The sequence below is a fragment of the Streptomyces sp. NBC_01142 genome (assembly GCF_026341125.1).
GTDB lineage: Bacteria > Actinomycetota > Actinomycetes > Streptomycetales > Streptomycetaceae > Streptomyces.
The window spans coordinates 1,211,223-1,234,103 of sequence record NZ_JAPEOR010000003.1; the positions used below are offsets into that span (position 1 = coordinate 1,211,223).

At 69.6% G+C, this 22,881-nt stretch carries 17 protein-coding genes and 5 pseudogenes; 10 read left to right on the forward strand and 12 right to left on the reverse strand.

All coding sequences use genetic code 11. The annotated features are described in order from the left end of the window. Positions 1–39: 39 nt before the first annotated feature. Positions 40–1,038, reverse strand: coding sequence for a TAXI family TRAP transporter solute-binding subunit (locus OG883_RS39640; protein WP_266551861.1), 999 nt, complete (start codon positions 1,036–1,038; stop codon positions 40–42). After that, positions 1,035–3,131 carry a TRAP transporter fused permease subunit gene (locus OG883_RS39645; protein ID WP_266551863.1) on the reverse strand — a complete coding sequence of 699 codons (2,097 nt, stop codon included), beginning with the start codon at positions 3,129–3,131 and terminating at the stop codon, positions 1,035–1,037. The genes OG883_RS39640 and OG883_RS39645 overlap by 4 nt, the downstream gene beginning before the upstream one ends. Before the next feature lie 222 nt (positions 3,132–3,353). Between OG883_RS39645 and OG883_RS39650 the strand changes: the two genes are divergently transcribed. Continuing rightward, positions 3,354–4,064 (forward strand): response regulator transcription factor, encoded by a 711-nt coding sequence (locus tag OG883_RS39650; RefSeq protein WP_266551865.1) that lies wholly within the window; start codon positions 3,354–3,356, stop codon positions 4,062–4,064. A gap of 7 nt (positions 4,065–4,071) precedes the next feature. Continuing rightward, entirely contained in the window at positions 4,072–5,523 is a 1,452-nt protein-coding gene (locus tag OG883_RS39655; protein WP_266551867.1) for a HAMP domain-containing sensor histidine kinase, read from the forward strand. 8 nt (positions 5,524–5,531) lie between these two features. Here OG883_RS39655 and OG883_RS39660 read toward each other — a convergent pair whose 3' ends face one another. Then, positions 5,532–6,488 (reverse strand): TAXI family TRAP transporter solute-binding subunit, encoded by a 957-nt coding sequence (locus OG883_RS39660; RefSeq protein WP_266551869.1) that lies wholly within the window; start codon positions 6,486–6,488, stop codon positions 5,532–5,534. Between the two features lie 346 nt (positions 6,489–6,834). On the opposite strand from OG883_RS39660, the pseudogene OG883_RS39665 reads away from it, so the two are divergent. Continuing rightward, a pseudogene (locus OG883_RS39665) lies at positions 6,835–7,092 on the forward strand (transposase); the annotation flags it as partial. Next, a pseudogene (locus OG883_RS39670) lies at positions 7,080–7,229 on the forward strand (IS110 family transposase); the annotation flags it as partial. The pseudogenes OG883_RS39665 and OG883_RS39670, both read left to right, overlap by 13 nt. A 38-nt stretch (positions 7,230–7,267) precedes the next feature. Here OG883_RS39670 and OG883_RS39675 read toward each other — a convergent pair. Next, complete coding sequence (locus OG883_RS39675) at positions 7,268–7,708, reverse strand: MarR family winged helix-turn-helix transcriptional regulator (protein WP_266551871.1); 441 nt, start codon at positions 7,706–7,708, stop codon at positions 7,268–7,270. Positions 7,709–7,845: 137 nt separating this feature from the next. Here OG883_RS39675 and OG883_RS39680 point away from each other — a divergent pair. The 4 genes and pseudogenes from OG883_RS39680 to OG883_RS39695 all read left to right on the forward strand — a co-directional run. Next, positions 7,846–9,333 (forward strand): annotated as a pseudogene (locus tag OG883_RS39680) (MFS transporter); the annotation flags it as partial. Positions 9,334–9,411: 78 nt separating this feature from the next. Next, positions 9,412–9,918, forward strand: coding sequence for a collagen binding domain-containing protein (locus OG883_RS39685; protein WP_266553240.1), 507 nt, complete (start codon positions 9,412–9,414; stop codon positions 9,916–9,918). 127 nt (positions 9,919–10,045) lie between these two features. Then, the gene (locus OG883_RS39690) at positions 10,046–11,173 is read left to right on the forward strand and encodes an NADH:flavin oxidoreductase (protein ID WP_266551873.1); all 1,128 of its coding nucleotides are present in this window, start codon (positions 10,046–10,048) and stop codon (positions 11,171–11,173) included. A gap of 477 nt (positions 11,174–11,650) precedes the next feature. Further along, positions 11,651–12,097 carry a PaaI family thioesterase gene (locus OG883_RS39695; RefSeq protein WP_266551875.1) on the forward strand — a complete coding sequence of 149 codons (447 nt, stop codon included), beginning with the start codon at positions 11,651–11,653 and terminating at the stop codon, positions 12,095–12,097. A 372-nt stretch (positions 12,098–12,469) separates the two neighbouring features. On the opposite strand, the gene OG883_RS39700 is transcribed toward OG883_RS39695, so the two are convergent. From OG883_RS39700 to OG883_RS39720, 5 genes and pseudogenes are all read right to left on the reverse strand, one after another. After that, a complete protein-coding gene (locus OG883_RS39700) occupies positions 12,470–14,035 on the reverse strand; it encodes an IPT/TIG domain-containing protein (RefSeq protein ID WP_266551877.1) in 1,566 nt (521 codons plus the stop codon). Positions 14,036–14,179: 144 nt separating this feature from the next. Continuing rightward, on the reverse strand, positions 14,180–14,539 hold the full coding sequence (locus OG883_RS39705) for a hypothetical protein (RefSeq protein WP_266551879.1): 360 nt from the start codon (positions 14,537–14,539) through the stop codon (positions 14,180–14,182). 707 nt (positions 14,540–15,246) lie between these two features. Continuing rightward, complete coding sequence (locus OG883_RS39710; RefSeq protein WP_266551881.1) at positions 15,247–15,588, reverse strand: DUF6355 family natural product biosynthesis protein; 342 nt, start codon at positions 15,586–15,588, stop codon at positions 15,247–15,249. 207 nt (positions 15,589–15,795) lie between these two features. Continuing rightward, positions 15,796–15,894: pseudogene (locus tag OG883_RS39715) on the reverse strand (repressor LexA); the annotation flags it as partial. Positions 15,895–16,495: 601 nt separating this feature from the next. Further along, on the reverse strand, positions 16,496–17,521 hold the full coding sequence (locus OG883_RS39720; protein WP_266551883.1) for a YafY family protein: 1,026 nt from the start codon (positions 17,519–17,521) through the stop codon (positions 16,496–16,498). A gap of 63 nt (positions 17,522–17,584) precedes the next feature. Between OG883_RS39720 and OG883_RS39725 the strand changes: the two genes are divergently transcribed. Both OG883_RS39725 and OG883_RS39730 read left to right on the forward strand, forming a co-directional pair. Beyond that, on the forward strand, positions 17,585–18,778 hold the full coding sequence (locus OG883_RS39725; protein ID WP_266551885.1) for an epoxide hydrolase family protein: 1,194 nt from the start codon (positions 17,585–17,587) through the stop codon (positions 18,776–18,778). Positions 18,779–19,166: 388 nt separating this feature from the next. Continuing rightward, positions 19,167–19,292, forward strand: a pseudogene (locus OG883_RS39730) (HNH endonuclease); the annotation flags it as partial. 1,382 nt (positions 19,293–20,674) lie between these two features. Here OG883_RS39730 and OG883_RS39735 read toward each other — a convergent pair. From OG883_RS39735 to OG883_RS39745, 3 genes are all read right to left on the reverse strand, one after another. Then, positions 20,675–21,871, reverse strand: a complete 1,197-nt coding sequence (locus OG883_RS39735) for a globin domain-containing protein (RefSeq protein ID WP_266551887.1) — start codon at positions 21,869–21,871, stop codon at positions 20,675–20,677. 71 nt (positions 21,872–21,942) lie between these two features. Continuing rightward, the gene (locus OG883_RS39740; protein ID WP_266551889.1) at positions 21,943–22,386 is read right to left on the reverse strand and encodes an Rrf2 family transcriptional regulator; all 444 of its coding nucleotides are present in this window, start codon (positions 22,384–22,386) and stop codon (positions 21,943–21,945) included. Beyond that, positions 22,377–22,700, reverse strand: coding sequence for a hypothetical protein (locus OG883_RS39745; RefSeq protein ID WP_266551891.1), 324 nt, complete (start codon positions 22,698–22,700; stop codon positions 22,377–22,379). Before OG883_RS39745 ends, OG883_RS39740 begins: the two co-directional genes overlap by 10 nt. Positions 22,701–22,881: the final 181 nt, after the last annotated feature.

The window sequence follows — 22,881 nt, forward strand, 5'->3', positions numbered from 1 at the left end:
GACCGGCCGCCTGCCTGTGAGGAGGTGCTCAGTGGTGCCTCAGGACTTCTTGGCCAGTGCCTTCAGCGCGCTTTCGGCGCCAGGGTTCAGCGGTACGGGGGCCACTTGGTCCGCCTGGCCGGGCTGGATCTCCGTCGCGGCCGCGTTCACCTTCTCCAGGTCGCTCTTCTTCTCGTAGATCAGGTTGACGATCTTCGCGGCGAGGTCTGGGTCGAAGCCCTTCTTGACCAGCAGTACGTTGGGCACCACGATCGTGGGCACGGCCTGTGGCTGTTTGTATGCGGACGCAGGGATGGAGCCCTTCTGGTAGATGCCGCCGTACTGCTGGTTCAGAGCGGGCAGTTGCGCGGTGACGTCGAGGAAGCGGACGTCGTCCTTCAGGCTGGTGACGAGGTCGGTGATGCCGCCGGTGGGCAGCCCTCCGGACCAGACGAGCGCGTCGATCCTGCTGTCCTTCATGGCATCCACTGATTCCGGCAGGGCGAGACGTTCCGCCGAGACGTCCTTGGCGGGGTCCAGCCCGGCGGCTGTCAGCAGCCGTCTGGCGATCACTTCCGTGCCGGAGTTGGGGGCGCCGGTGGAGACTCTCTTGCCCTTCATGTCCTGAAGGGACTTGATGCCCGAGTCGGCCCGGACCAGTACTTGGGTGTAGTTGGGGTACAGGCGGGTGAGGGCTTCGACGGCCTGCGGCTTGTCGAAGCTTCCCTTGCCCTCGGCGGCATCGCCCGCGGTGTCCAGCAGGGAGAACGCGAGGTCGTAGCTGCCGGCCTCGAGGCCCTGGATGTTCTGTACGGATGCGCCGGTGGTGGCGGCGGTGGCCCGGTATCCGTCGACGTTGTCCGAGATCAGTTCCGCGAGTCCGCCCCCGATCTGGTAGTAGACGCCTGTGGTGGGCCCGGTGGCGATGGTGAGCCGACCTCCATTCCCGCCTCCCGCGTCTCCGTTGTCGTTCTGCTTCCCGCCGCCGCAGGCGGTCGCGGCGAGTGCCACGACAAGAGCGGAGGCTGCCAGGCGCGCGGCGTGCATTCGGTGCTTCATGAGGGGAGGTGTCCTTCCGTGACGGCTTCCGCTTGACGGCCCTGATCTGCGATGCGGACCGCAGGGGCGTGCTGCCTGCGGCGCACCAGGCGCACGCCGACGGCGAGTACGAGGGCGATGAGCCCCGCGGCGATCGCGGCGGGTTCGAGGTAGAGGAGGCAGAGTGCTGCGACGACGCACAGCGCGCGTTCCCATGGCCCTGCCGGGCCGAGCAGCCGGCCGCCGGTGGCCGCGGCCAGCGCGGCGACCGCGATGGCGGAGACCGCGGTCGTCCATAGGACGCCGGGCAGGCTTCCCGTGCCCAGCAGTTGGGAGCCGTTGTCGGTGAGTACGAAGGCGAACGGCACCAGGAACGCGGGCAGCGAGTACTTCCAGGTCGCGACCATGGTGCGCATCGGGTTGCCGCCGGTGATGGCGGCCGCGGCGGCCGCCGCGAGCGCTGTCGGCGGGCTCACCTCGGACAGCACGGCGTAGTAGAAGATGAACATGTACGCCTCGGGGGTGGTCACCCCGAGAGAGAGCAGCGCGGGCGCGATGATGACCGCGGCGATGATGAACGAGGCGGTGACCGGGACAGCGAGCCCCAGCACGGACACCGCGACCGCCGCGAAGAGCACGGTCAGCACCAGTTCCACGGTCGGGTTGTCACCGAACACGCCGGCCGCGTCGACGATGACCGAGGCCAGGTTCAGGCCCAGGCCGGTCTGGGTGACGACGGCGACGATGACGCCCGCCGCGGCACAGGTGGCGACGACCGGAAGAACCGACCTGCTGCCCTCGGCGAGCGCCGTGTACAGGCGCCGCGGCGTCATCCGGTGCCGGGCATCGAGGAACGACAGCAGGAACTGCAGGGCTGTGGCGTAGACCACCGCCCTGAACGGGGGCAGTCCCATCGCCATGAAGCCGACGATCATGAAAAGGGACAGGAAGTGGTAGCCGAAGCGGCCCAGCAGCTTCAGCGCCGAGGTGTGCTCCTCGTCCACCAGCGGCCGCGCCTGGTGTTTGCGGGCGTCGATCTCCACCGCGAGGAGGATGCCCAGGTAGTACAGCAGCGTGGGCACCAGGGCGTACAGCAGGACGGTCAGGTAGCTCGCCTTGAGGTACTCGGCGATGATGAATGCCGCCGCGCCCAGCGTGGGCGGGGAGAGGATCGCTCCGATCCCGGCGGCTGCCAGCACCCCGCCGCCCTGCTCCTTGCTGTAGCCGGCCCGGCGCAGCACGGGCCAGGCGACCGATCCCAGGCTGACCGCCGTGGCGGTGCCGGAGCCCGACACGGTGCCGAGCAGGAATCCCGCGGCCGTCACGGTGCGCCCGGGGGCGCTGCGGGAGCCTCGGAAAGCCGCGAACGACAGGTCGATGAAGAACTTGCCGGCCCCGGAGATGTCGAGCACGGCGCCGAAGATGGTGAACAGCACGATGTAGGTGGCGGCCACGTTCAGCGGCACGCCGTAGACGCCGTCGGTGCTCATGAAGAAGTGGGCGGCGATCGCGTCGACGTCGAAGCCGCCGTGCGCCAGCGACCACTGGTAGGGGAGCAGCCCGCCGTAGTACGCGTAGAGCAGGAATGCCGCGCAGAACGCCGGGAGCACCCAGCCGGTGGTCCGCCGGCACGCCTCCAGGACCACCAGGATCATGGCGACCCCCATGACCACGTCGAGGGACGTGGGCAGCTGACGCCGCTCGATGAAGGCGTCGAACTCCAGCAGCGGGTAGACGCACACGGCGACGGCGAAGGCGGCGAGAAGCCAGTCGAACCAGCCGGGGTTGTCGTGACGCGCGGCCTTGGCCGCTGCCGCGCCGCCGCCCCGGCGCCATGGCAGCAGCAGTGCCGGCACCCGCACCGTTCCGCGGTGGGTCAGGAAGATCAGCGGCAGCGTCGAGGCGAGGAAGAGCGTGAGGTAGTACTGGCTGCCCTTGGCGACCGGGAAGAAGATCGCATACAGCACGAAGACCGACAGTGCGGCGCACACCACGGACACAGCCGCGGACACCGCGGGGGAGAGTTTGCGGGCCGGCCGCTCCTGGTCGAACTCGGCCACCAGCTCGTCGGCTGTTCGCTGCCCTGGTTCGGACGGTGATTTCACCATGCTCATGAGGGCCTCCTCGGACTGGGCGCTGCGGTGTGCTGTGCCTCAGACCGTTGCAGCCGTCACAAGAAGGCAACAGAGAACGTCTGCGCTCTTAACGTAGGTTTAGGATTCAGTGATCCGGATCACTTCTACGCTCGTCCCGATGGCTGAGACCTGTATTGCCCTGCATACGTGCTCCCCCCCCGGGGACGCAGGAGCGGGCGAGCGAAGCACCGGGAGGCTGCGTTGCGCATATTGGTCGTCGAGGACGACAACCGTGTCGCCGAAGCCCTGTCCGGCGCCCTGCGCCGCAACGGGTACGAAGTGCAGCGCGCCGCCAGCGCCGCCCAGGCCCTGTCCGCGCCGCCGGTCGACCTCGTCCTGCTGGACCTGGGCCTGCCGGACCGGGACGGAATCGAGGTCTGCCGGGAGCTGCGGGCCCGCGGCGGCGTCCCTGTGATCGCGGTGACGGCCCGGGGAGGCGAGCCCGACCGGGTCCGCGGGCTGCGCAGCGGCGCGGACGACTACGTGGTGAAACCCTTCGGCACCGCGGAGCTGCTCGCCCGGATCGAGGCGGTGCTCCGGCGCAGCATGGGCCAGCGTGCACACGAGGACCGGCTCCTCACCCTCGACGGCCTCGAGATCGACCTCGCACGGCGCACGGTCGCCGTGGACGGGAAGCCCGTGCCCCTGACCCGCAAGGAGTACGACGTCCTGGCCGTGCTGGTGCGCGCCGGCGGCGCGGCGGTTGCCCGGGACCGCATCCTGGTCGAGGTGTGGCAGTCGACGTACGACGGGATGTCACGCACGCTCGACGTTCACGTGGCCACCCTGCGTGGCAAACTGGGGCGCACGGGATGCCTCGTGCGGACCGTCCGCGGCTTCGGATACCGCATCGCCGTCGCAGACGCCGCGGCGTCGGATACCGCCCCGCCGCCCGCGGCGGCCGGCTGCTGAGCACGCGATGCGCCGCCGACTCCTCGTCATCGTCTGCGCCCTCGTCGCGGGCCTGATCGTCGCGCTCAGCGTGCCCCTGGTACGAGCCACTGCGGAACGCGCGATCCAGACCTCGTTCATCGGACGCGTCCAGGACAGCGCCTGGTTCGCCGACATGGCCGCCACCGCCCTGGAGACAGGGCGGACGGGCCGGCTCAAGGCAGCCGCGGACCGTTACACGAGCCTGTACGACTCGCAGGTCGTGGTGGTCGACGACGACCGCGAGGTCGTCGTCGCTCCGCTCCCCGTGAATCTCGAGGAACCGCAGGCGCGTTCGGCACTGCTGCAGGCCCTTGCCGACCGGCCCGCCGAACAGCCCAGCGTCGTGTGGCCGTGGGAGGACCGCCCGTTCGTCCAGGCCGAGGCCGTCAAGCGTGACGGCCGAGTCCTCGGCGCCGTGCTGATCGTCTCGCCCACCGACCGGGCGCGTTCCGAAGTGGCCGACCACCTGGCCCTCGTCGTACTCGGCAGCCTCGCGGCCCTCGTCATCGTCCTGATCGCGGTCGCGACCCCGGTGGTCCGCTGGGTGCTCCGCCCGGTCCACGAACTGGACCGCGCCACGCACGAAGTCGCCCTGGGACGGCTGAAGACCCATGTCTCGGACCGGGTCGGCGCTCCCGAGCTGCGCCGTCTCGCCAACAGCTTCAATGCGATGGCGGACAGCATGCACGCCTCCCAGGAGCAGCAGCGGGCCTTCGTGGCGCAGGCCTCCCACCAGCTGCGCAACCCGCTGACGGCGCTCCGTCTGCGGGTGGAGAACCTGGAGGAGTTCGTGGACGATCCGCGTGGTCTGCACGAACTGCAGTGCGCGGTGGAGGAGGCCGACCGGTTCGGCGAGATGCTCGACGGGCTGCTGGAAATGGCGAGAGCGGAGGCGTCCGAGGCGGAGCGAAAGCCCGTCGACGTCTCGGCCGTGGTCGCCCACCGGGCCGACGCCTGGCAGGCGGCCTTCGACGCGGAGGGCGTCGCTCTCACGACGCGGATACCCGACGGGGTGAGGGCCCTGTCCCTGCCCGACTGTCTCGACCACACGCTGGACACCCTGCTGGACAATGCCCTCAAGTTCGGCGACGGCGCTCCGGTGGACGTCTCGGTGACGCATGTACCGGGCGGCCGCGGCGACGACGGCGCGGCCTCGCCGGACAGCGGGAGGGCAGCGGGCGCGGTGCACGGCGTGGTGGAGGTGACGGTCCGGGACAGGGGCTCCGGGCTGTCCGCGGAGGAACTGTCCCAGGCGGGAGGGAGGTTCTGGCGCAGCACACGTCACCAGAACGTCCGGGGGACGGGCCTTGGACTCGCACTCACGCGGATGCTGGTGGAGGCTGGCGGCGGCGAGCTGCGCCTTGCAGCGGCTCGGCCGCACGGACTGACCGCGACCGTACGCCTGCCTGCCGCCCCCGAGCCGCCCGCTATCCCCTGACCTGCGTCTCAGGGGTGCGACTCGCGGTACCAGCGGGCGGCGCCCGGGTGGAGTTCCAGCGGGTGAGTGGCGATGGCCGTCCGCCGGTCGAGGCGGCGTGCCTCCGGGTGGGCACGGATCAGCTGCGACTGTCCCTCGAACAGGAGCCGGGTCAGCCAGTACGCCTCCGAGTCCTTCATGTCGCGGCGTACGACCAGGAAGTTCGGCACGCTCACCGTGGTCACCGCGCTCCGCGCACCGTAGACCACGGCAGGCACCGTGGTCTCGGTGTACAGCTCACCGTAGGACCGGGTGAGCTCCCCGACCACGTCACCGAGGTCGACCAGCCGGATCTCGGTGCTGCGGCGAAGCTCGGTGATCGCTCCCGTCGGCAGGCCGCCGCTCCAGAAGAACGCGTCGATCCGCTTGGCCGCCAGAGCAGTCGCGGATTCGCGCACGTCCAGTCGCAGCGAGGTCAGGTCCTTCTCGGGGGAGAGTCCGGAAACCTTCAGGATGCGTTCGGCGATCAGCGCCGTACCCGAGCCCTCGGAGCCCACTGCGACGCGCAGCCCCCGCAGCGCCTTGGCGCTGCGCACCGGGCTGTCCGCGCGGACCACCAGCTGCACATAGTTGTCATACAGCGCCGCGAGCGCCACCACGCGCAGCGGCCGGGAGAATGGTGTGCGCCCGCCGACGGCGTCGGCAGCGGCATCGGCCAGGGTGAACCCCGCCTCTGCCTGGCCGGCGTCTATCTGGCGCAGGTTGTCCACGCTCCCGCCGGTGTGCAGCACCCGCGCCGAGGCGTCGGGCAGCCGACGGCCGATGACGTCGGCGTAGCCGGCCCCGTACTCCGCGTAGACACCACCAGGATTGCCGGTGGCCACCGTGATCTCACCGGACGGGCGATTCGGCGTGTCGCTCCCCGTGCACGCCGTCGGCAGCAGCACCAGGGCGAGCGCGGCGGCGAGCAGGTGTGCCACACGCATGGGACCTCCCTCGACAGCGCACCGGCCGTCCGCCCGGGCCACGGGCACGGAGACGGGCCGCCGTCCATCAGACTAGCGGCCCGGGGAGGGGGCGGCGGCTTCGTGTTCCCGGGCGGGAGCTGCCGCCGCTGGATCAGTGATGCCGCCATTCCGGAGACTACGGATGCGTCCACCGACATCCACGAGGCCTTCCTCGGGCTCGCCACCTGCCTCATCACCCACCGACACGTCCAACGCCTTTGCCAGGACCTCCAAGGAGACTCTGACGGCTCGTGACGTCCGGGCGAGCCTGCCACGGCGTCACTGACCGGGATGTCCCACCAGCAACTGAACGACCCCTCACAGCTGCGGGGCTCTGGGGAAGCGGGCCAACTGTCAGGTGGCGGTGACCGTGCACGCGATCACGGAGGTTGCGTCCTGCCCTTTGCAGTGGCGCCCATTCCTGCCGAAGGAGTTGGCGGCTGATGCCGGACGGCGGGAGAAGACCAGGGTGCCCGAGGGGGTCGGGCATCGGGAGACGTGGCTCGTCGCCCTGGACATCCTCGACGAACTGGCCCGCAGGGAGTTGGCAGCGCGGGTGATCGTGGCCGACGCCGCCTACGGGAGCACGGCGATTGGCATGCCTCAGGTCGGCGCAACCTCGTCAACCGCATGCTCGGACAGCTCCACCACTGCCTCCGACGCCACATTCACTTCGACGAGCAACGCGCCTGCCGACCTGCTGTGGACCTCGCCGCTTGACGTGTCAGCCCGGTGAGATGTCCAGATAACACTCGCTGTCAGGCGTCCTTCTCCATCGTCGATCGCAAGCGTTCCAGCAGGGCGTAGAGCATCGCGCTCTCGGCTTCGTCCAGGACGTCGAGGGCACCGTGCGTCTCCTGCATCTCCTCGCGCACGCAGCGGATGATCTCGCGGCCCGCGTCGGTCGCGACGACGTTCTTCACCCGGCGGTCCGCGGGGTCGGCTTCACGGCGGACCAGCTCGCGGGCCTCCAGGCGGTCCACGATCCCCGTGACGTTCGACGCGTCGCACACCAGCAGGGCGGCGAGGCCGCGCATCGGCAGCGGGCCGTCGAGCTGGGCGAGGACCTTGGCCTGCACGGAGGTGAGGCCATGATGGGCGGCGGTGGCCGCGAAATCGCGCCACTGGGCGGCGCCGATGGCGGCGAGCAGTTCCAGCAGCTGGAGCTTCGTGGGTGCCTGCGGGGCGGTGGCGCTCATGGCTGGAGCGTACTCAATTTGCTTCACATCATCAATTGTTTACTTGACTACCTTAACTATTGAGGTCTACCGTCTGGCGAAGTGCTTGATGTCATCAAACATCTACGATCTGAAGCATTGAGAAGGTCCCGCCAGCCATGAGCCACGCCGCATCCGCCCCCGCCGCCGGGCAACGGAACGAGACGGTCATCGTCTTCGCCCTGAGCCTTGCCGCCATGGTCGTGTCGATGATGCAGACCCTGCCCGTCCCGATCCTGGGCCTGATCCAGGGCGACCTCGGCACCTCGACCGCCAACGTCAGCTGGGTGACCACCGCCACCCTGCTGTCCGCCGCCGTCTTCACCCCGCTGCTCGGCCGCTTCGGCGACCAGCACGGCAAGAAGCCCACCCTGGTGGCCGTGCTCGTCGTCATGGTCGCGGGCTCCGTCATCGCCGCGGTCGCGAGCTCGCTGCCGCTGCTGATCCTGGGCCGGGTGCTCCAGGGTGCCGCCACCGCGATCTTCCCGCTGGCCCTTTCCGTCCTGCGTGAAGAGGTCCGGCCGCAGAAGCTGCCCGGCGCCATGGCCCTGGTCAGCGGCACCCTCGCGTTCGGCAGCGGGCTCGCACTCGTCGCAACGGGCCTGCTCACCTCCGGCGCCGACGCCGACTACCGCAACGCCTTCTGGATGGCGACCGGCTTTGCGGCCCTTGCCCTGCTCGCCGTCGTCTTCCTGGTCCCCGCGACCCGGCACAAGACTGGCGGACGCACCGACTTCCTCGGCGCCCTCACCCTCGGTATCGCCCTGCTGCTGCTCCTGCTGCCGATCTCCCAAGGCCACGAGTGGGGCTGGACCTCAGGCCGCACGCTGGGCACCTTCGCCGGCGCGGCCGTCATGACCGTGGTCTGGGTCTTGACCGAGCTCAAGGTCCGCGAGCCCCTCGTCGACATGCGGATGTTCATCCATCGCCCGGTCCTCATGGCCAACCTCGCCGGCATCCTCGTCGGCTTCGGCATGTTCGCGAACTTCCTGGGCGTGTCCTACCTCGTGCAGATGCCCGAGGCGCTCACCGGCTTCGGCTTCGACGCGTCCATCCTGCGCGCATCCGTCCAGTTCCTGCTGCCCGGCGCGATCGTCTCCCTGCTCGCCTCGCCCATCGGCGGCCGGCTGGTGCGCCACCGCGGCCCCCGGTTCGTGCTCGGCATGGCCGCGGCATTCGGGGCCGTCGGCTTCGGCTGGCTGGCCCTCGACCACGCCCACACCGCCTCGGTGATCGGAGCCGGCCTCATGACCGGCGCGGCCGTCAGCTTCGGCTACGCCGCCATGCCCGCCATCATCATGGCGAGCGTCCCGCACCACCAAAGCGGCATCGCCAACGGCATCAACTCCATCTCCCGCTCCACCGGCAGCGCGATCGGCAGCGCCATCGTCACCACGATCCTGGCGTCCAAGACCATCGAGCACCTGCCGGCGGGCGTTCCGCCGCTGCCCGCCGAATCAGGGTTCACCCTCACCTTCGGTATCGGGGCCGTCGCCTTCGCGCTGGTCGCGGTGATCAGCTGGCTCGGCCTGCGCGGACAGCACGGCCCCCGGGTTGTCGAGGCGGGCAAGGCAAGCACGGGCACCTCGTCAACTCCGGCCGTGGAGACGGCCGTTGCTGATCCGGTTACGGAGCCTGCGGTCCAGGCCGATGCGGTTCAGGCCGGGGCCGGGTTCCACGGCCTGGTGCGGGACGCCGACGGCGAGGTGCTGGGCGGTGCCGCCCTCACTCTTGTCTCGCCGGATGGACAGCAGGTGGGCCGCACGGTCTCCCAACCCGACGGCCGGTATGCGCTGGACGCCCCCACCAGTGGCCCGTACGTCCTGATCACAGTCGCCGACGGCCATCAGCCGCAGGCCGCCACGGCCATGGCGGCGGCCACTCCGGTCGCGTACGGCATCAAGCTCCCCCGCGCCACAGGACCGGCCGGTCTGCAGGTGCGGGGCACCGTACGCGCCGGGGAGGGCGGCCGCCGGCTGCCCGATGCCCGGCTGACGCTGGTGGACGCCGCCGGGAACGTGGTGCGGACCACCATCACGGACGCCGACGGCGCGTACGCCTTCACCGATCTGACCGCGGGCGAGTACTCGCTCATCGCCAGCGGCTACCCGCCCGTGGCGTCGACGCTGGCCGTCGAGGGTCGCGGTACGGACGGCTTCGACATGGCGCTGGCGCACCCCGCGGCGCAGTAGGCGGCGGTGTCCGGGACCACAGGGCAGCTCGCCGGACAGGCGGAATGCCGTGACCGCCCGGACGTCGACCCCTGCACGCATTCAATGCACGTTGCACATATCTACTGATGCTTCCAAGGAGCACCCCATGGCCATCACTACGTCCTCCGCCTCCCGCGCGGCCGAGATCCTGTCCCGGCCCGTCGTGCTGAACGGCCTGACTGTGCCGAACCGCATCGTGATGGCGCCGATGACGCGCATGTTCTCGCCGGGCGGCGTCCCTGGTGAGGACGTGCGGTCGTACTACGCCCGTCGCGTCGCCGCGGGTGTGGGCCTGATCGTCACTGAGGGGACCTACGTCGGCCACGAGTCGGCCGGGCAGAGTGACCGTGTGCCGCGGTTCCACGGTGAGGAGCAGCTGGCGGGGTGGGCGAAGGTCGCCGAGGCCGTTCACGCGGCGGGCGGCGCGATCGTGCCGCAGCTGTGGCACATCGGCATGGTGCGCAAGCAGGGTGATGCGCCCTACGCCGACGCCCCCGCCGTCGGCCCGTCCGGCATCCGCGTCGACGGCACCGAGAACGCCGGCAGGGCGATGACCCGGCGCGACCTGGACGACGTCATAGGCGCCTTCGCCGAGGCCGCCGCGGCCGCCGAGCGCATTGGCTTCGACGGCGTCGAACTGCACGGCGCGCACGGCTACCTCCTCGACCAGTTCCTGTGGGCGGGGACGAACCGCCGTACCGACGCCTACGGCGGCGACCTTGTGGCCCGTACGAAGTTCGCGGCCGAGATCGTGGCCGCGGTCCGCGAGACCGTCTCGCCCGAGTTCCCGGTGATCTTCCGCTACTCGCAGTGGAAGCAGGAAGCCTACGATGCAAGGCTTGCCCAGACCCCGGAGGAGCTGGAGGCCATCCTGACCCCGCTCGCCGCGGCCGGCGTCGACGCCTTCCACGCCTCCACTCGCCGCTACTGGCTCCCGGAGTTCGAGGGCTCGGACCTGAACCTGGCGGGCTGGACCAAGAAGCTCACCGGCAGGCCCACCATCACCGTCGGCTCGGTCGGCCTCGACGGCGACTTCATCCACAGCTTCATGGGCGAGGGCGCCCCGGTCCGGGGCATCGACAACCTCCTCGACCGCCTGGAGCGCGACGAGTTCGACCTGGTCGCCGTCGGCCGCGCCCTGCTCCAGGACCCGCAGTGGGCGGCGAAGGTCCTGGGGGGCCGGTTCGAGGAGCTGAAGCCGTACGACGCGGCGGCGCTGAAGACGCTGAGCTAGGCGTACCCGTTGGCCCCGTCGATGGGATCGAAATCCGCGTGACTTCCGTCCATCGACTACGCCTCGGTGGCAGACGTAGAAGCCCAGGCCTGGCTGCGTACCAGCGGGACGCCATCGAGGCGTACGCCACGACCCGGCTCGGCTGAGCCGCAACGGGGGCCGCCGCGAGATGACCCAGCGGCGGCCCTCCACGCCCCCGCAGGGACCGGAACATCGAGGAAGGTTCTCCCTGCTCCAACAGCGACATCCCTGCGTCCGCTGTCCATTCTCGTGAACACCGACTCCGGCCCCGAACGAGTGCCTCCCAACGAGGCGAACAATCGCTGTCGGAACTCGGGTTCTGGCTCAACTTCTGTGGTGCGGGCGGTTGGCTCCCTTCGATGCCGTTCGGGTGAGTCGTGGTCTGAGCCGGCATCCGGCACGGTGCGAGGAGGAATAGAGGGAACAGCAGTGAATACCTCGGCCTTGGGGCGGTGTGTGAGCGAACGATCCGGGCCGTTTTGGGATGCCGCGGAGGGGCGCGCGCCGCTGCCTCGGGCGGCGGCCACGCTGGGGCTGGAATTCCTCGACGCGGACGTCGAGAACGGCACGATCGAGCTGGCCTTCACCGCGACCGAGGACTTCATCAACCCAACGGGCAATGTGCTGGGCGCCTTCCTCGCCGCCATGCTGTACGACACTGTCGGCCCCGCCCTCCTGGCCACCCTCGAACCCGACCAGTTCCAGTCCACCCTGGAACTCAGCACCCACTTCCTGAGGCCCGCCCGCCCGGGCCGGATCATCGGGAAGGGGCGCGTGGTGCACCGGGCAGGCGACATCGCCTTCCTGGAAGCCACCCTCACCAACTCCGACGGGGCAGCCATCGCCACCGCCCGCGCCACGGCCCGCGTCATCCCCCTCGACCAGGCGCCGAACTCGGCGTGACGCTCGCAGCGATCAGCGGCACCGCCGGGCTTCGACGGCGCGCCGGTATGCGTTGACCGCATCGCGGCGGTGTGACAAGGCCGCGGCGTCGGCGGAGGTGAGCAGAGCAGATGACTGAAACGACTCCCGCTCGGCATCAGTCAGCACCACCGGCGGAATCTTCGGTCCAGGACGACTCACACCACACCACTGACGAATCTCCGACTCAGGACACCAGGAGCGAGGGCGGCGGCCCGCGGCTGCCCCCCCCGGGCGTGGGACGGCAGCACACGGTCGTCGGTTCGCCTTCCGGCGAGCGGTGTGCAGCAGCGACGTGCTCGATGAGGGGGGCGGCGGGGGCAGGCAGGTCCGCAGGCGGGCAGGTCCGCGGGTTCAGCCTCCGTACGTGAATTCGTTGGGCGGGCCGGTGGGCGATGTGGCCACGCCCACCGTCACGGTGACGTCCACCGTCTTCGGGACGGGCAGCCGGATCGGCACTGTCGCGGTGATCTCGGTCGCGCTGTTGACGGTGACCGTGCTCGCGGCGGTGTCCCTGAACCGGACGGTGGCCCCCTTGGCGAAGCCCGAGCCCGTGATGGTGACCTCGTCGCCGAACTTCCCGCGGGACGGTGTGACCGCGCTGACCACCACGGGGGCTGGCCCGTCGTAGGCGAACCGTCCCAGCGGAACGGAGTGCGACGTACCGAGTTCGGTGGTGACACGGACGTCGACGATGCCGAGCCCGACAGGAGCGGTGGCGGTGATCACCGTTCCCGACGGGGCAACGGTGAACTCGGTGCAGGGAATGGTGCCGAAGTCGATGACACTGTCCGGGGTGAATCCCGTGCCGTGGATGATGACCGGCGTGCCGCCCCGCCCGGCGGTGGGGTTCACTGCGGCCACCACCGGCCCGGCAGGGACGGGAGTGCCGCCCAACAGGGTCAGGTACGTGGAATTGGCGTGCTGGTACGCGACCTGGCCCAGGTAATCCGCCATGGTCTCCTCGACGAGCTGCAGGTCGTACTTGGCGTAGTCCTGATTCAGAGGTGAGGGCCCGGCGTCGGGCTGGACGTAGACGTTGTTCTTCCGAAGCATGTTGAGCTCCGTCAGCAGGATCTTCACGTCCGCGTTCGCCACCGGACCCTTGTCCGCCGGGTACCAGCTCTTGGCCGTGTCCAGGTCGGACCAGGCCCGCGGGACCACGTCGTAAGCGTTGGTGTAGGTCGCGAAAGGGCGCCATGGCCCGTTCAGGACGTATTGGGCGAAGCTCTGCAGGCCGGCGGTGGGGGCGGCGAAGGTGACGAGGCCGAACTGCGGATTGCTCGGCGCCCAGGCCTGGGCCTGGAGGTACGGGGCCAGCATGGACGCGATGCAGCCGCCGAGGCTGTGGCCGGTCACGTAGACCACCGGCTGGGGCGTGGACGGCGCGACCGCGAGGAGGTCGGCGAGTGCCGCCGTGAGCGTCGAGCCCGACGGGAGGGCGAGGGCAGGTCGGCCGAACTCACCCTCCAGCGCCTGCTCTGCGGGTGTTCCCGTGATGCCGCGTGCGTTGACGATCTGGGTGAACGCGGCCATGGCGCCGGCTGAGACCGCCAGGGGCACCGGTGATCCGGTGGCGGTGAACGGCACCACCGTGCCGACGTCGAGGTCCTCCATCGTGTCGATCGGACTGTCGACCGTGCCGCGGACCACCACGGCGAACTGGTTCGAGCCGTCGACGGTCTGGGCGATGTAGGCCATGTTCGCGTTGTCCGGGCTGAGCCCCAGCCACACCATCCGCCACACGCCACCCGTGTCGATGGAGGGGTCGTTCAGCTGCGTCCCGATACCGCGCACGATGCGCAGGGCATGCCCGTTCTGAGTCTCCCCCGAGGGGCGCGGGGTCGCCGCGGTGGCGGCGATCGCGGCGAGGGTCATGGTCTGGGCGCCGGTCAGAAACGTCTGGGTCACCTGCGTCATCGTGCTCCTTGCATGTCACCGGGGCCGGGCGGCCGCTTCGCGCGCATCTGGGGGAGCACGTCCCTGGACCGGTGTCCGGGCCTCACTCCTGGAGTCGCATTGATGTTATTCATCCCGCTTGGTGATGTCTGGACCCGCGAGACTTCACGGCTCTGCGGGGCTGCGGATTTCAGGCTCCTGGCCCAATCCCGCACCGGGCCGCCGGATCGGCCTCGGCCGGCTAGCCCCGGCCGGTGCGGCCGACGGTTCGGCGCAGCCCGGCGCCTCTGCCGGCCGGCCCTGTTCGAGAGAGGCGGTAAAGCTACCGGCCACGTTCTGGACCCGGTCTCGTTCACCGGCGGCGAGGAGGTCGAGCAGAAGCCCGCGGATCCTCGCGATCACAAATGTGGCCGTGCGCGCCGCTGCTGCCGGGTCGGTGTCCGGTCCTTGCGCGTCGCGCAGGATTTCACCAAGTCCGACCGGCGACGCGCCACCCAGGACCAGGAGCTGGGCGGCGCGCCACATTGCAAGAGGACGAACGCTGCATGATGCGGCACCTGGAGCGGCCGGGGTGGCTGACCTGCCCAGCCCTGGGCAGGTCAGCCACCCCGAAGGCAGTCCGGAACCCCGGTGGCGCGGTAGACGACCCAGTCACCACGGGCAGCCTGCCGAGGCACTTTGCGGCGCTCGCATCAATGACCATCTGTGAGAGTTCTGCGAGAGACCCGAGAGCCCGACCCGTTTCCGCAGGTGGCCGTTGGTGAAAGTCCCCTCAGAACCTGCATGTTGTGCGACGGGGTTCTGAGGGCAGCCCCCACCCTGAAGAACACTCGAGGGCTTGGGCGATGCCCGACACCCCACTTCCCGACCGAGATCACTTGCTCAGCTCGACGAGACGACCCGGGAGGGGAGACGAGAACAGGTCCGTCTCACCCGAGCCGGGATGAGCCTGAGCCCAGACCTGTGGACGATCGGCCAAACCACCCCCACAACGGCTGCCGTCATCCAGCGGGACGGGACGGCACGACCCTGGCAGACGTCCCCCAAGACGGGTTCTCCCACCAGCCAGCTGTTATCAGGCTTCGGAGGTGGCCTATGGCGAGGACGGCGACCAGAGCGCTCAGCCGCGACCAGCGCGTCCAGCTGCCGGCGGCGCCCATCTGCCCTCCGGCATCGCGCCGTTGGGCGCGGTGGACACTGGCCATCAGTTGCTTACCGGGACCCACCGCACGTCAGGAACTGCACAGCCTGCCGGTATACCAGGCGTTGCGGTACTCGAAGGCCCAGCCCAGGCGGGTCTCGCCGGGGTCGACGCACCTGTTCGTGTCGATACCTCCGACAGCGTCGAGCCGAATCTGGATACGCGATCCGTCTGTGGTGCAGTGGTTGTACCAGGCGAAGCCTCCGGACTCGGAGTACCCGCACGGTTTGGCCAGGGCCTGCTCACTGGCCTGCGTCGCCGCACCGGCGGGCCCGGCCGTCGTCATCAAGGCCTGAATCGTTGCGCCGGCCAGCGCCACCCATCGCCTCCTGAGCCGTGCCGCACCGATGCCGTGTTGCGTTTCGTTCCTCACGCTCTCACCCCGTTCGTGACGTTAGGTCATGGACCTGCTACCCATACGTTGGCGGCATCAGTCGGGTGCGAGGGCGCGAACAGAGTGTCGACCGCCCTCAGGGACGGGCGAGGGTGCAGTCGCTGGATCAGGTCGTCGTGGCCGGCATACACCGCGATGCCGCGGGCTGCGGCTGAGATGGCCAGAGCCAAGATCCTGTGGGGACAGCAGGTGGCGCGGCAGGAGAAGGACGTCCTCGACGGCTTCCTCGGCGAGGATCGGGGTGCCGGCGGCGATCCGGCCGAGCAGGAGGACGTGGGCCAGTGCGGCGTGCTTGGGGCGGGCCCCAAGGCACTTGGGGAGGCGAAGACGATCGTCCTGACGAGTCCGGGTAGGGGCGCGAGCAGCGGGTGCACGATCAGTCCATGGCCGACGTGTAGCGGAACGGCGGCCTCGACGAGCAATGAGGCAGTTTCGCCCACTGAGTCGGCAGCCCGCCGCCTGTGGGGCGGGGGACCCTGAGAGCGGACCTGCGGAGGTCGGCCGACCTCCCCTTCGGCTCGGGCTCGGGTGCTGTCAAAACTCGTGAACATCACCCGACCGTGGATCGGAGTGCATCCCAAACCCGTGAACAACCGCTGCCACGACCCGGGTTCTGGCACAACTTCTGTGGAGGGGTCACGTTGAATGACGAATAGGCCCGTCCGGGCGGCTTGGCAACTTGCCCAAGCGTTGCGCCGACTTCACCGCCTTGTGCGACGCCCTCGACCCGGTCGGCGGTTCGCCACCCCGTACCTGGACCGCGTCCTCGGCCCGGCCCCGTAGGCGCCGGTCCGGCCGACCACGTGCCGGGTATTGCTCAGCACACCGTCCAGTGGTGCCGGGCGGGCACCGTCTGCACGCATCGCAGCGGGCAGCCGGTGCATCTCTACGGCCCGGGGGCGGCCCGGCCGCCGGGCGCACCGGGGCTGCGGCCAGGCGGGGCCGTGTCCCGCGGTGGTGTCGACCTGGCATAGCGCTCCGCCAGCTCTCGCAGGTGGGCGACCAGTTCCGGGGGTCCGGTCACGGTGAAGTCGTAACCGAGCATCCCGAGGTGCGCGGCGAGGCTGTCCAGCGAATCGGCGCCCGTGTCCAGCACACACACAGTGGCATCCACCGCCTCCACCACTCCTACCGCCGGATTGATCCGCTCCAGAACGGCGGCGGCCGGGGCGTGCACCGTCACCCGGGCCCTGTGCCGCCACGCGGCAGCGGACGCCTTGCCCGCGACGTACACCGCCGCGTCGCCACCGGGGTCCTCCCGGGGCGTGAACCGCGGACCCGACGGCGTATGCGGCGTGAGGCGGTCCACCCGGAAGATGCGCCAGTCGTCACGGTCGACATCCCAGGCCACGAGGTACCAGCGGCGACCCCAGTTGACGACGCGCTGGGGCTCCACCAGGCGGCGGGTCACCGCCCCCGCGTGGTCGCGGTAGGACAGGCGCAGCCGCTCACGGTCCCGGCACGCCGCCGTCAGCGTCATCAGAACCTCGGTGTCGACAGCCGGGGACGGCCGGTCGGCAGGCACCGGGGCCGTGTACTGCTGCAGGGCCCGCACCCGCCGCCGCAACCGCGACGGCAGCACCTGCTCCAGCTTGGCCAGTGCCCGCAGCGACACCTCTTCCGCCCCGGCCATCGCCCCCTGCGCCACGGTGCGTACGGCCACGGTGACCGCGACCGCCTCGTCGTCGTCCAGCAGCAGCGGCGGCATCGCGGCCCCGGCGGCCAGCCGGTAGCCGCCGGCAGGCCCGCGGCTCGCATCGACCGGATAGCCCAGCTCGCGCAGCCGCTCGATGTCGTTGCGCACGGTCCGGCCGCTCACCCCGAGCCGCTCGGCGAGCTCGGAGCCCGGCCACTCGCGCGGCGACTGGAGCAGGGAAAGGAGCTTGAGAAGGCGTGCGGACGTTTCCAGCATGACAGGCACTCTGCCCTCTTATTAGGAAAGAAATCTTCCTATAAACGCCCTAGAGTTCTTCCCATGGAGACCAACAGCAACGCCGCAGCCGTGACCGCCCCGCACACCGGCGCCACCCCGGACGGCGACGAAATCCGCCCCTTCCGGATCGACATCCCGCAGGCCGAACTCGATGACCTGCGTTACCGCCTGACCCACGCTCGCTGGGGCGCCGGCGTTCCGGGCGCGGACGGCTGGGAGCGCGGTGTCCCCGCCACGTACCTGAAGGACTTGGCTGCCTACTGGGCCGATGGCTTCGACTGGCGCAAGGCGGAGGCCCGACTGAACGAGTTCCCGCAGTACGTCACCTCGGTCGACGGTCAGGACATCCACTTCGCCCATGTCCGTTCCACCGCTCCCGACGCCCTCCCGCTGCTCCTGATCCATGACTGGCCCGGCTCGTTCGTCCAGTTCACCGACGTCATCGAGGCTCTGTCGCAGACATTCCACGTTGTTGTCACCTCCACGCCCGGCATCGGCTTCTCCGGCCCCCTGTCCTCCACCGGCTGGAACACGGGCCGTATCGCCGGTGCCTTCACCACTCTCATGGCCCGTCTCGGCTACGACCGCTACGGCGTGCAGGGCAACGGCGGCGGTGCCTGGATCGCCGGCGAGATGGGCAGGATCGCCCCCAACCACGTAGTGGGTGTCCACCTGAACGGCCTGGTCACCTTTCCGTCGGACGACCCTGCCGACTTCGCGGATCTCACCGAGTCCGAGCAGACCCGGCTCCAGCGACTGCAGGACTTCCGTGACAACAAGATGGGCTTCAACATCATCCAGTCGACCCGCCCCGACACGGTCGCTCACGGCCTGCACGATTCGCCGGTCGGCCAGCTCGCCTGGATCGTGGAGAAGTTCAAGGAGTGGACGGACCCGGCGAACGAACTCCCCGAGGACGCCGTTGACCGCGACACCCTGCTGACCAACGTCAGCGTCTACTGGTTCACTGCAACCGCTGGTTCATCCGCCCACCTGTACTACGAGATGGCGCACGACCCGGCCGCCTGGGCGCCGAAAGCAACCGGCACGGTCCCGACCGCCGTGGCCGTCGCCCTGCCCACCGACGTTGCGATCCGCCGCTTCGCCGAACGCGACCATCACGTGGTGCGCTGGACCGAATTCGAGCACGGCGGCAACTTCCTCTCGCTGGAACAGCCGACCCTGCTGGTCCAGGACGTCCGCGAGTTCTTTGCGACCCTCATCCGCACCACGTAGTCCTCACACACAACCGTCGGAGGGGCCGCCACCGACCCGCGCCCCCGCCCCCCGGGCAGCCACCGCAAGGCGGCCCGGGCCACGGGCTCCCGGGGACCCTGGCGCCCAAACGCACGGGGCCATCCGGAGGCCCGGGGCACTGTCCCCTCCGCGGACACATGTAGGTGAACGGTCAATCACCGCGCCGTGTACGGGAAGTACGCGCTGCTGAGCCCCGCCGCCGCGCTGCTGCCCCATCTCGACGACGGGCCGCAGCGTCCGGTGCGGCTCCGGCGACATCAGCCCGCTCGTCCAGAGCACCTACGCGGACGGCCGTATCGGGCCGGAGAGCTGGGGCGGGGGATGGACGAGGCACACATCCGGTACGAACTAAGGGGCGGGGACGTGGCTGGTCGCGGTGACGGCGCGGACGAACCGGTCCGAGATGGATCAGGATCCGGCGAAGTGGCTGCCGCCGACTGCGGCTGCGCACTGCCGGTATGCGGGGGAGTGGGTGGCCACCTGGCTCCGCCGGTAGCTGGCCGCAGACACCGGCGAGTTGGAAGCCTTGATGGTATTCGCCGACGGGCCTGGCGAGACACCGTTGTCCAGTACACGCCCGCATCCTGGAGGCTGTCCGCCCGGGACTGGGTGGTGCGGAGCCCCGGTGGTCTCAGGTGTCGAGGCTGCCGGAGCCCTACTGGGCTGATGACCACCCTTGCTCGGTGCTGTGACGATGGCTGGTGCTTGCCACGGGTCAGGTCGTTCGTCCACCGGTTTCGCCTGCGCGCGCTCCACCATGGTCCACGCACCGGGGCAGTCCAGGCCAGCGCGCTTCTGGCGATGCTGCGTCGTACGGTCACGGTGCCCGCTCAGTCAGGGCAGCGGTCAAACGGCGGTCCCGTGTCCAGGGCTTGCTGCCTGCTGGGGATTTGCCGACTCGCCATGGTGTTCCTCGTCCGACCGTTGGGAACCCGCGGTTGGCTTTGATCGCGAGTCGTGGTTCTGGCTCAACTTCTGTGATCCGGATGCGGAACGTGACCGAGTGGCCCCGGGTGGTGAACAGACCGCTGGTTGTTCGCACCCGACTCTTCTCGCAACGTCGTTACTCGGTCAGGCTCCCTGTATGGACGCATCAGTATGGGTAGGGGCGGTGTTCGGCCTCGTGGGCACTGGGGTCGGAGGGGCACTTTCGATCTGGTCCACAGTCATGACTCAGCGGCAGCATGCAGTTCAGGCGCGTCAGGAGCAACGGGAGGCGCGTGCGTCCACGGCGATTGAGGAGGTGCTGACTGAGCTATTCGAAGTTCAGCGCGACGCTCGTCGAGCTGGCCCTGACGATGAGGCGCGGAGGCATCTGCTTCATGAGCGCGTGCTGAACGTGCAAGTCTTGATGCAGCGCGTTCCCGACGCTGATCTTCGTACCCGGGTGCGGGAAGACACGTTGTTCATGCCTCTCTTGCCTTCTGGCGACTCAAGAACCTGGGAAGAGCGGCGGGTCGACAGGATGTACCTCTGTGCTGACGCCATCGCCTGCCTGGGCGCCTGTCTTCGCGGTGAACCGCTGCCTCCGCGTACGGACAGGGTCGAGGCGATGCGCGCCTTGTGGCCGTACTCTGACGTCGGTTCGGATAGGGAAACGTTCCTCTACGAAGCGGAGGACTAGGGAAGCCGGGCCCCAGGGCCGAACTGCGACCTGCTCCACCGGGGCGCTCATGCCCCCAGGTGATGACGCAGCCAACACATACGGGTCGATCCCACAGTCCCGACGCGCGGCCGTGACCCCGTGCGCGCGCTCCACAGAAGTTGAGCCAGAACCCGAGTCGTGAAGTCGGTCGTTCACGGGTTTGGGAGGCGTCCGAATCCACGGTCGGGCGATGTTCACGGGTTTTGACCCTCACTATGCATGACGCGGTCTTAGTCCTGTCCGAGCCAGAGGTCGGGGCCGAAGACTTCGTAGTGAATGCCGGCGGCCGGTACGCCGTGGTGCAGCAGGTCGCTGCGGATCGCACGGAGGTAGGGCAGCGGGCCGCACAGATACGCCGTGAGGTTTTCGGGCAGGTCTAGCACTCCGAGGTCGGTCCGTCCGGTCCGCGTATGAGTGGTGATGCTGTCCGGCGTCTCGTACCAGAGGTGGCATTCGGCCTTCGGCAACGCCTTGACGAGCCGGACGAGTTCGTCGCGATGGGCGTGGTCGGCGGGGGAGCGGTCGGCGTGCGCAATGATCACCCGGCGGGTTGATTCCGAGGCGGCCAGTGCGTGCAGCATGGACAACATGGGTGTGGTGCCGATACCTGCGGAGGCAAGGAGCAGCGAACCGTCACCATCCGGCAGGGTCAGGCCCCCGAACGGCGCGGACACCCTGAGGGTGTCTCCTGCCCGAAGGTGCTTGTGCAGCCAGGAAGAGACCTCACCGGCGGGTCCGGTCGTGCCGTCGACCTTCTTGACGCTGATCCGCCACTCGGTGTTTCCAGGGCCGTGCGACAGGCTGTACTGGCGGATCTGCCGTGCCCCGTCCGGCAGTTCGGCCTGCACGCTGACGTACTGACCGGGAAGGAAGGTGCCGGTCGGCTCACCGTCGGCCGGGACGAGAGTGATGGAGACGACGTCGGGGGTCTCCTCGCGACGGCTGATCACCCGCATGGGTCGCCAGACCTCGCCTTCGGCGGCGCCTGCCTTCTCGTAGAGCCGCGCTTCCAGGGCGATCAGCGCGTTGGCCATCAGCCAGTACACCTCGTCCCAGGCGGCGGCCACTTCGGGGGTGACCGCGTCGCCGAGCACGCCGGCGATCGCGTCGAAGAGGTGCCGATGGACGATCTTGTACTGCTCGGAGGTGATGCCGAGTGAGGCGTGCTTGTGGGCGATCCGCGAGAGCAGAACGTCCGGCCGGGTGCCGGGGCGCTCCACCAGCATCGTGGCGAAGCCCGCTATCGCGCCGGCGAGGGCCTGCTTCTGGGATCCGCTGGCCTGATTGCCGCGGTTGAACAGGTCGCGCAGCAGTTCCGGGTGGGCCGCGAACATGTTCCCGTAGAAGCGCTCGGTGATCTCACCGAGAGCCCCGCCGATGGCGGGCAGAGTGGCACGGACGAGAGGGACGGATTGCTCGGAGAGCACGCCAACTCCAAAGTGGTAAGTGATCTGCGTATTTTTGGGCATGCGTTCCCGGTGGTCGGGATCTGTGAGTCTCAGGCGGCGTCCCGCCCTGTGAGCGTCAGCAGGACCGGCCCCGTGGGGGAGGACACGATGTCCGACACGGTCAAAGGGTCGAGGGAGCTGTAGAACGCCTGCTGGGCGACACGTAGGGCGCCCCGGAGTCTGCAGGCGCCGCGCAGCGGGCACGGGGTGTCCCCCTCGCAGGCAACCACTTCCTCCTCGCCCTCCAGCTCGCGCAGCAGCCACCCGATCGAGGCGCCGCGGCCGAAACCGGTGAGCTCCAGGCCGCCGCCCCGGCCCCGCCGGGCCTCCAGCACGCCGAGGTGCTGGAGCCGGGCCACGGCCTTGGCCATATGGGCGTACGGCACATCCATCGCCCCGGCCACCTCGCGAGTTGTCAGGGACTCTCCGTCCCGGGCGACCGCGAGGCGCATGACCGCGCGCAGTGCCAGATCGCTGAACTTCGTCAAACGCACATGCGCACCGTATCAAATATGCATTCTGAATGCTGATTCAGGTCGCGGTGCTTCCTCAGCCCGTGCGCTTTGGCGAACCGGACGACATGGCCAGCGAGGCCGCCGGTGAGTGCGGCGACGTAAGTGCGGGCCACCCAAGTGCTGTTCCCGACCGTGCCGGCGGGGACCGGTTCGCCGGTCTTCACCGTGGGCAGCAGCCACTCCTCAAGCGCGGCCCAGCCGGCCGGGTTGGCCTTGTTGGCAGACATGCCGGTCAGGCGGCGACGTTCGGCCTCGGCTGCCGCCGGTGCAGCCAGCGGGCGAGCTTCATCCACTCCAGGCAGGTAGCGAGCATGTCCGGGCCGGAGGTCCGGGCCCGGGCCTGGACTTCTCGGCTTTGTGCCCGGCCGCGTGCTGGTGCGCGCACACGGTGGTGGAGTCGACCGCGATCACCCAGCCCAGGTCCTCGTCCGCTTCGGCCTGGGCGATCGGGTGAAGACCCGCTCCCACGTGCCG